1 protein-coding gene is annotated in these 1,265 nt (G+C 68.8%); it reads right to left on the reverse strand.

Annotated features, from left to right (window positions below):
- Positions 1-202: 202 nt before the first annotated feature.
- The gene (locus ACFV7R_RS45115; RefSeq protein WP_385276062.1) at positions 203-1,003 is read right to left on the reverse strand and encodes an endonuclease/exonuclease/phosphatase family protein; all 801 of its coding nucleotides are present in this window, start codon (positions 1,001-1,003) and stop codon (positions 203-205) included.
- Between the last annotated feature and the right edge of the window lie 262 nt (positions 1,004-1,265).

The following is a 1,265-nucleotide window of genomic DNA, read 5'->3' on the forward strand; positions in this document are numbered from 1 at the left end:
GCAGTACCGGCCCGGCCTGCTCGACGGGTTCGTCGCCGAGACCGGACTGATCACAACGCCGCCATAACGTCACCCCGAACCGAAAACCTCAGTAGTTGCCAACCGCCGTAGGCAGCCCATTACTTCGGGACCGTCGGCCTGACAGAGGCCAGGGGCCCGGCGCCCCGCCGAGAAGGGGGGAGCCGGGCGCATGGGTGCCTGGTCAGACCAGGGAGCAGGGCCGGCGGGAGCCCTGACCGGCGGTCAGGTCACTGACCACCACGCGGTGGTCGTTGTTCACCGTGTGCAGCATGCATTTCCGGGAGTTCAGCCCCTTGTGGAGGATGTAGTCGAACTTCTTGCCGGAACCGACCTGTGTGCCGTTGCAGCGGCGGTCCCAGGTCTTCTTGCAGAACGGGTCGACGTCCGAGAACCCCTCCGCCCAGATCCGCGCCATCTCCCCGTACCAGGGCTGGGCGTTGAGGTCACCGGCGACCACGGTGTTCGGCACGCCGGGGACGGCCTCCATCAGCTGGTGCACCTGTTCTTCGCGTAGGTCGGCGTCGCCGGCGTCGCTGAGCTGCGTGTTGAACACCCGGACGTCCCGGCCCGCGAGGCGGGTCGTGAACATCGTGTAGTTCCGGTTCTCGAACCAGTCTCTCTCGTCGTAGCGGACGGCGCCGTATCCCTCGACCTTGGTGCCCTTGGCTGCCAGGACCGACGACCCCAGCGTTTTACGCCCGTCGCAGCCGAGATTAATGTCAGACCACTGTCCGTGATAGGTGTCGTACTCCAACCCCTGTCGCTTCAGGATCCTGACAGCCTCGTCCACCTCGCCGTGGCACGATTCCTGCAGCAGGACGATCTGCGGCCTGAAACGCCTGATCTGCTCAGCAACGAGCTGCGGTGTGCCGAGCTTCTGTCCGTTGGAGTTCCAGGACATGATCCGGTTGCGGACCACCGAAGCCCGGGCGGCCTGCTCCTCGCCTGATCCGCTGGCCCCGGCGGCGTGCGCGGGTGTCAACACTCCTGTCGTCACGAGCAGTGCCAGTGCTGCACGTGCGGCCAGCCGTGCGCCACGTCTTGACCTGTTCATCGTTTCCCCGTTCTTTCAAACTCGTTGCGGTCCGAGTGCGGCACCGACCCTGGCGGCGGCGCGCCGGCGGTGGCAAGGGCCGTGGGGGGGGCCGGCCCCCGCCCCGCCCGGGGCCCGGGGGGGGGGTGGGGTGGCCGCCAGGCGGCCGCCCCCCGGGGCGGTCCGGCGGGCCGGGGGGGCCCCCCCCCAA

This window comes from Streptomyces sp. NPDC059866 (genome assembly GCF_042731325.1).
In the GTDB taxonomy this organism is placed as follows: Bacteria; Actinomycetota; Actinomycetes; order Streptomycetales; family Streptomycetaceae; genus Streptomyces; species Streptomyces flavusporus.